Origin of the sequence: Pseudomonas californiensis (genome assembly GCF_021147775.1) — a bacterium.
Classification (GTDB): domain Bacteria; phylum Pseudomonadota; class Gammaproteobacteria; order Pseudomonadales; family Pseudomonadaceae; genus Aquipseudomonas; species Aquipseudomonas californiensis.
On record NZ_JAGTPK010000048.1, the window covers coordinates 22,531 to 29,887 of the forward strand.

Genomic DNA, 7,357 nt, shown 5'->3' on the forward strand with positions numbered 1-7,357 from the left:
GGCTGAACCGTCTTTGGCCGAAACGCATGACTCATCAACTGGGTCTGTTGCTGCTGCTCGCCCTGCTGGCGTCCAACGCTATCGCGATGTTGTACCTGCAACGTACCGGTGCGTTGATCCATCCCCTGTCACGTACGTTGGCCGTAGAGCGGCTGATCACGGCCTACCACGTCGCTCAGGGGCTGAGTGCCGAAGATGCATCGCGCCTGCTCAGCGCCCTGCAGACACCGGACTCGGAGCTGTGGGTGTCCCGCGACCCGATTGCCAACACGCTGGACATGCGTGCCGAAGAGCATCGGCTGGTCGCCGACCTGAGAAAACGCCTGACGCTGCCTGCCGACACCACCATAGGCATGCAACTCGAACGCATCAGCGGCGGGCCGGCGCGTGAACATGTGTTCGTGGCCGCAGGCTGGGCGCCGTTGCGGCTGCGCACCAGCATCGGCCTGCCTGACGGTTCGCAGTTGAATGCCATTCAGCACCCGGCCGGTGGTTACGAATGGGGCCGCATGCTGGCGTACACCTTGCCGGTGACCACCATTCCCGTGCTGCTGATCGTGGTGTTTTTCATGCGCCGCATTGTGCAACCGGTGAAAACGCTCGCACAGGCTACCGAACGGGTCAGCCGTGGCGAATGGATACCGCCGCTGCCGCTCTCCGGTCCGCAGGAAGCCCGCGACCTGACCACCGCCTTCAACGTGATGCAGGAGCGCATCGCTCGTCATGTCGAAGGCCGCACACGCATGCTGGCCGCCATCAGCCATGACCTGAATACGCCCATCACCGAATTACGCTTGCAGATAGAGTTGCTCGAAGACGGGGCCGAGCGGAACGACATGCTCGAAAGCCTCGACGAATTGCGCGCCATGGTGCGCGAGACGCTGAATTTTGTGCGCGGCGATGCGGTGCAGGAAAAGACCGCGGACATCTCGCTGACTGCCCTGCTGAATGATCTCGCCAGGCGTTACCAGAGCATGGGAACGCCGATTGGCTGGAGTGGCAGCACCGATATCCATTGCCGTTGCCGCCCGCTGGCCGTGAAGCGCGCGCTGACAAACCTCATCGACAATGCCTTGAAGCATGCAGGGGATGCGTCGGTCAGTGCATGGACAGAGCCGAATGGTGATATCCGCCTGGAAATCCTCGATCACGGCCCCGGCATCGAGCAGGCCTGGCTGACTCAGGTGTTCGAACCGTTCGTGCAACTGAGCCAGACCGGCGCAGACCACACTCAGGGTGGCGGGCTTGGCCTCGGGCTGGCCATCGCCCGCGCCTGCATACAGGCTCATGGCGGCGAGCTGACCCTGGAAAATCGCCCGCCTGCGGGGTTATGCGCCGTGGTGCGGCTACCTGCCGCCTGAATGAACCCTGCGCCGTTGACTGCGCAATTTACCCGTCAGAACCGTACCGTCGTGCTCGCCCACAGAGTGCGGCCGTAATTCACCGTGCCGTAGGTTTCGTCGTCCAGACGCTTGTCCGTGAGGTTGTACAGCGCCCCGTTGAGCGAGATGTTTTTGGTCAGCTCGTACGAGCCACCGAAATCTGCCGTGGTGTAGGCCGGCGCAGCAACGTCGGCAATGGTATTGCCGTATTCCTTGCCGTAATAGTTGGCCGACGCCCACAGTTGAGCACGGTCGTTGAGCTTCCATTCGGCCCGCACGTTGGCTTTCTGCTCCGGCGTCAGCGCCAGCGGAGCACCGGCATTGGCGCCGCTTTTTTGCTCGGAATCGGTGTACGTATAGTTGCCCTTGATCGCGACCGCAGGCGTGATATCCCAGCGTCCGTTGAGCTCTACGCCTTTGATGACAGCCTTGTCGACATTGACCCGATCCATGACGATGAAGCCGTTCCAGACCTCGGTTGTGGTCACGGTCGACAGCTTGCCCTGGAAGTCGTTGTAGAACACCGTCGCACCGGCCGACAGGTCATTGCGATTGGACCACAACGCTGACAACTCATAGTTGGTGCTGGTTTCAGGCTTGAGGTCGGGGTTGCCAAACATGACGAAACGGTTGCGACGCAGGTACGAATAACCCGGCACCACCGCGCGCACTTCCGGCGCCTTGAACCCGCGCGCGACACCGCCCTTGAAGGTCCAGTCATCCGTGGCACGCCATACGCCGTAAACGCGTGGGCTGAAGTGCACACCGTACTCTTCGTGGTGGTCCATGCGCAGGCCAGTCGTCAGCGCGAAGGTGTCGGTCACCGACCACTCGTTCTCGGCAAACAGCGCCTTCTGCACCACTGAGAATTCATAGTCCTTGCGATCACCCAGGCCCTGGTTCCAGTCAGTGACCGTGGTGTCGTTCCATTGCAGACCGGTGGTGGTGATGTTGCGTTCGGTCGGCATCACCAGCTTGGCATCCAGCACGGTGTTTTCGACTTCCGGTTTGCGGCCCAGCACGTCGGTCTGGTCAGCACTGGCCTCACCTTCGCGGCTGGATTTTTCATGCGCCAGCGAGATGTCGGACGTTGCCCAGCCCCAGCGGCCCTGATGGGAAATCGACCAGTGATCGCGGTTGTTTTCCTGCTCACGGGTGGCCCAGTTGGCGCTCAAACCATCGCCGTTCTTCAACCGCGTCGCACCCGCTTCCAGCAGAATGTCGTGATCCACTGTCGGCGTGATGGACAGGCGTGCGGTCAGGTCGCGGTGATCAGCCTTGCTGAAACCGTTGGTCTGCTCGACATCATTGTCAGCCTGACGGTCCAGATAGCGCCCCCAGACTTGCAGCCCCAGCAGATCATCCTTGATCGGCCCGCCGAGGAAGAATTGGGTCTGGCGCGCATTGCCCTGGTCGCTGTGCTGGCGAGCCGAGTAGTCATACGTGACCGAGCCGCCCCATTCCGATGTGACCTTGCGGGTAATGATGTTGATCACGCCGCCGATGGCATCCGAACCGTAAAGCGAGGACATCGGCCCGCGCACGACTTCGATACGCTCAATGGCTTCGGCAGGCGGAATGAAGCTCTGCTCGTAGCCGCTGTTGCCGTTGACCCTGGATTCGCGGGCACTCTGGCGCTTGCCATCAACCAGAATCAACGTGTAGTCGGCCGGCATGCCACGGATCGAAATATCGGTTTCATTGACGCCGCCATTGACCGTGACACCTTCGACATCCCGTACCGCATCGGTCAGGTCGCGGAACGAGCGCTTGCGCAGCTCATCACCGGTGATAACCGTCATCGAGGCTGGCGCATCCTCCAGGTTCTGCTCGAAACCAGCAGCGGTCACTACCACATCATCGATCGACAACACATCGCCCGGCTCGATGACTTGTTCGGCCGCGTACACCTGGCTTGACGCCATGCAAGCCAGTGCGAGCTTGACCATCACAGCCGCAGGCCGAAAACGAAGAGGAGAATGCATGAAGCTTCCTTACGATTCACTAGCAAAAGAGAATCGTATGCATCTGCATTCGGGAAGGTTGGACAAGGTGTGACAACAATGACGAGCCGTCGCCCACAGACCGTCTGAAACGTGCCTGCGGGCGACTGAGTAACGTGAATGAGCGGCGAGCGTCAGGCCTTCGGCCGATAGCCCTCGATGATTGCCGAGAAATCCTTACCGCCATCACCGCGCAGGCTCATCGCCTGATACAACTGATGGGCAACCGCGCCCAAAATCACTGGCTGGTGCGCAGTACGTGCCGCCTCGGTCGCCAGCCCGAGGTCCTTGAGCATCAACTCGGCACCAAACCCACCGGTATAACCGCGCGACGCCGGCGCAGTTTCCACGATGCCAGGCCAGGGGTTGTAAGCCTCCGAGCTCCAGCAACGGCCGGTCGAGGTGTTGATGATGTTGGCCAACACCTCAGTATTGATGCCCAACGCATTGCCCAGCGCCATGGATTCGGAGACACCGATCATGGAGATTGCCAACAGCATGTTGTTGCACAGCTTGGCGATTTGCCCGGTACCGACTTCACCGCAGTGGACGATATTTCGCCCCATCTGCTCCAGCACAGGCTTCAACGTTGCGAAGTGCCCAGGCGAGCCGCCGACCATGAAAGTCAGAGTGCCCGCCTGAGCACCGCCCGTGCCACCAGACACCGGAGCATCACCTACAACCACACCTTGCAGCGCGGCGATTGCTGCGATGTCACGGATGGTCTGCGGGTCAATGGTGCTGCAATCCAAAGCCGGAGTTCCTGGTGTGATGCCCTTGAGCACACCGTCATCGTTCAGGTAGACGCTGCGCACATGCGCCGCTGCCGGCAGCATGGTAATCACCAATTCGCTGCCTTCGACCGCCTGCCTGGGCGAGTCGCTGATCTGCCCACCCAGCTCGGCGAACTCTGCCAGCACGGTCTTGTTGAGGTCGAACAGTTGCAGTTGATGCCCGGCCTTGATCAGATTGCGGGCCATGGGGGCGCCCATGTTGCCCAGGCCTATGAATGCGATTTTCATGGTGTGGCTCCGTGGCTGGACTCAGCGCAGGTTGATCGTGGTGTTCACGCCATCGTTGATGCTGTCGTCATCGAACCAGCGACTGGTGACGGTCTTGGTCTGAGTGTAGAACTGCACCACCTGTTTGCCATAAGGCCCCAGATCGCCCAGCTTGGAACCCCGCGAACCGGTAAAGCTGAAAAACGGCACCGGCACGGGGATCGGAATATTGATGCCGACCTGTCCGACATCGATCTCGCTCTGAAACTTGCGCGCCGCCGCACCACTCTGGGTGAACAGCCCCGTGCCGTTACCGAACGGATTGGCGTTGACCAGCGCAATCGCTTGATCAAGCGTGTCGACTTCGATGACGAGCAACACCGGACCAAAGATTTCCTGGGTGTAGATCTGCATGTCGGTCGTCACGCCAGAAAACAGCGTCGGCCCGACAAAGTTTCCGCCTTCGTAACCTGGCACAACGACTTCGCGACCGTCCAGTTCGAGCGTCGCACCTTCACGCACGCCGCTTTCGATCAGATCGACAATGCGCTGCTTCGCCCGTCGCGAAATCACCGGCCCGATATCCGTGCCCGGCTCGCTGCCCGCGTTGACCTTGAGCTTCTGCGCCAGCGCCTTGAGTTCCGGCAACCATTGCTTCGAGGCACCGACCAGCACCACCACAGACGTCGCCATGCAGCGCTGTCCGGCGGCACCAAAACCGGCGCCAACCAGTGCATTCAGCGTTTGCACACGATTGGCGTCAGGCAGCACTACCGCGTGATTTTTGGCGCCCATCATCGCCTGCACACGCTTGCCGTGCCGACCGGCCAGGTCGTATACATGCGTGCCAACCGCCGTCGAGCCGACGAAGGAAATGGCCTTGATGTCCTTGTGCGTGCAGATCGCATCAACCACGTCTTTACCGCCATGCACCACGTTGAGCACACCTGCCGGCACGCCCGCTTCAAGCGCAAGCTCCACCAACAGCAGGGTCGACAGTGGGTCCTGCTCGGAAGGCTTGAGAACGAAGGTGTTGCCGCAGGCAATCGCCATCGGGAACATCCACAGCGGGATCATGGCCGGAAAGTTGAATGGCGTGATCCCGGCGCAGACCCCGACAGGCTGGCGCAACGTGTACGTGTCGACGCCACTGGCGACGTTCTCGGCGAATTCACCCATCTGCAACGTGCCAATCGAACACGCGTGCTCGACCACCTCCAGCCCGCGGAAGATATCGCCTTCGGCATCAGCCAGCGTCTTGCCTTGTTCGGCACTCAACACAGCGGCGATACGTTTGGCGTGCTCGCGGATCAGTGCCTGCAACTTGAGCATGATGCGCATGCGGGCGCCGATGGGCGTATCGCGCCAGGAAAGATAGGCCTGCTGCGCAGCCGCAACTGCTGCGTCCACTTCACTGCCGGTAGCGAAGGGCACCTGCGCCAGGACTTCCTGAGTGGCGGGGTTCACGACGTCTTGCCACTCACTGCTTTGCGAGTCGACCCATTCGCCCGCAATCAGCAATTTGACCCGTGCCACTTGTGTGTTGTTGTTATTCAGCGAGGCATTCATTTGGACCGTTCTCCGTTCAGGCAAACCCACCAGCCAAGTCAGCTGGGCAGAGGTCTGCACAGGGCTCATCACAGGGGTTGGTCAGAGCACATGCTTTGGAGTATAGATGTGCAAACTTCTAACAAGAACGCACATAAAAGCAGGCTCAACATGCAAAAAAACATCACATCCCTGGAACTGTTGAACTGGGATGACTTGAAGTTTTTCCTCGAAGTGGCACGCACCCGCAAAGTCAGCAGCGCCGCCAAACGCTTGGCAGTCGATTACACCACCGTGTCGCGGCGGATCAATTCGCTGGAAACTTCGCTCGGCACATTGCTGTTTGAAAAGTCGCGCAACAACGGCTTTATCATGACCGCCGAGGGCCAACGTTTACTGGGCTATGCAGAGTCAATCGAAAGCACCCTGCATCAAGCGTTCGAACAGGTTTCAGGGTCGAGTGTCGCCTTGTCCGGGCACATTCGCATGGGCTGCACCGAGGGTTTCGGCAGCTTCTTCATTACTCCGCAGCTGAGCCATTTTCTGGATGCCTACCCAAGCATTTCCGTCGATATCCTGCCGTTGCCGCACTTCATCAGCCTCTCCAAGCGCGAGGCGGATATCGTCATAGCCCTGGAGCGTCCGGAACATGGGCCCTACGTGTGCTGCAAGCTCTGCGACTACAGCCTGCGCCTTTATGCGACCCGGGAATATCTGGACAACCACGCGCCAATTGAGCGCAAGGAAGACCTCGCTGATCACGTGTTCGTCAGCTATGTCGACGACCTGGCGTTCAGCTCGGAGCTGCTGTACCTGAGCAACCTGCTGCCCAATGCCCAGGCACAACTGCGCAGCACCAGCGTGATCGCTCAATACACCGCCGCACTGCAAGGCCGGGCGCTGGCCATACTGCCGTGCTTCCTCGCCGCGCAAGACCCCAGGTTGCTGCCGGTACTCAGAGATGAAGTGAACATCACTCGGCAGTTCTGGATGTACTGCCGCGAGGACCTGAGAAAGCTGAAGAGGGTTACGTTACTGTGGGATTACATTCGGGAGGTCACGGAGCAAAATCGTGATTACCTGCTGGGTAATGCCCCGACGGTGAGTTTCCTGGAATCATGACCTTGAACACACTCAACGCGCTACAGACGGGGTGTGCAGGAACTGCGCAGTGAATTGGCCTTCCCGCTGTATCAAGGCCTCGTCGAACGCTGCGCAGGCTTTCGTCGAACTGCGCAACAGATTGCGCAGTTCTGGCTACAAGATGTGCGCCCTGAGCCTTCACATCCGCTCTGCCCGCTGATTTACGGGGATAAACATGAGCTGGCACTGTTCTTGTTATCTCCGTTGCGTTCAGCGGGCGTGCTTGCCCGTTCCTACGCAAGGGATCCGGGATGTTTGCAGCTGCCAATCAGGCTCATTT

At 60.0% G+C, this 7,357-nt stretch carries 6 protein-coding genes; 3 read left to right on the plus strand and 3 right to left on the minus strand.

Annotated features, from left to right (window positions below; genetic code table 11):
* Positions 1–26 precede the first annotated feature (26 nt).
* Positions 27–1,361, plus strand: coding sequence for an ATP-binding protein (locus KDX37_RS26655; protein ID WP_231656233.1), 1,335 nt, complete (start codon positions 27–29; stop codon positions 1,359–1,361).
* A gap of 35 nt (positions 1,362–1,396) precedes the next feature.
* On the opposite strand, the gene KDX37_RS26660 is transcribed toward KDX37_RS26655, so the two are convergent.
* The 3 genes from KDX37_RS26660 to KDX37_RS26670 all read right to left on the minus strand — a co-directional run bounded on the left by KDX37_RS26660 (position 1,397) and on the right by KDX37_RS26670 (position 5,955).
* Positions 1,397–3,367, minus strand: coding sequence for a TonB-dependent receptor domain-containing protein (locus KDX37_RS26660; protein WP_231656234.1), 1,971 nt, complete (start codon positions 3,365–3,367; stop codon positions 1,397–1,399).
* A 152-nt stretch (positions 3,368–3,519) separates the two neighbouring features.
* Entirely contained in the window at positions 3,520–4,407 is an 888-nt protein-coding gene (gene mmsB, locus KDX37_RS26665) for a 3-hydroxyisobutyrate dehydrogenase (protein ID WP_231656235.1), read from the minus strand.
* A 21-nt stretch (positions 4,408–4,428) separates the two neighbouring features.
* Positions 4,429–5,955: a CoA-acylating methylmalonate-semialdehyde dehydrogenase gene (locus KDX37_RS26670; protein ID WP_231656236.1), complete on the minus strand. Its 1,527-nt coding sequence runs from the start codon at positions 5,953–5,955 to the stop codon at positions 4,429–4,431.
* Positions 5,956–6,105: 150 nt separating this feature from the next.
* Here KDX37_RS26670 and KDX37_RS26675 point away from each other — a divergent pair, with 150 nt between their 5' ends.
* Together KDX37_RS26675 and KDX37_RS26680 are read left to right on the plus strand one after the other, a co-directional pair.
* Positions 6,106–7,056, plus strand: a complete 951-nt coding sequence (locus tag KDX37_RS26675; RefSeq protein WP_231656237.1) for a LysR family transcriptional regulator — start codon at positions 6,106–6,108, stop codon at positions 7,054–7,056.
* A 33-nt stretch (positions 7,057–7,089) separates the two neighbouring features.
* Positions 7,090–7,357 (plus strand): hypothetical protein (locus tag KDX37_RS26680; protein ID WP_231656238.1); only part of this gene is annotated, 268 nt, incomplete at its 3' end.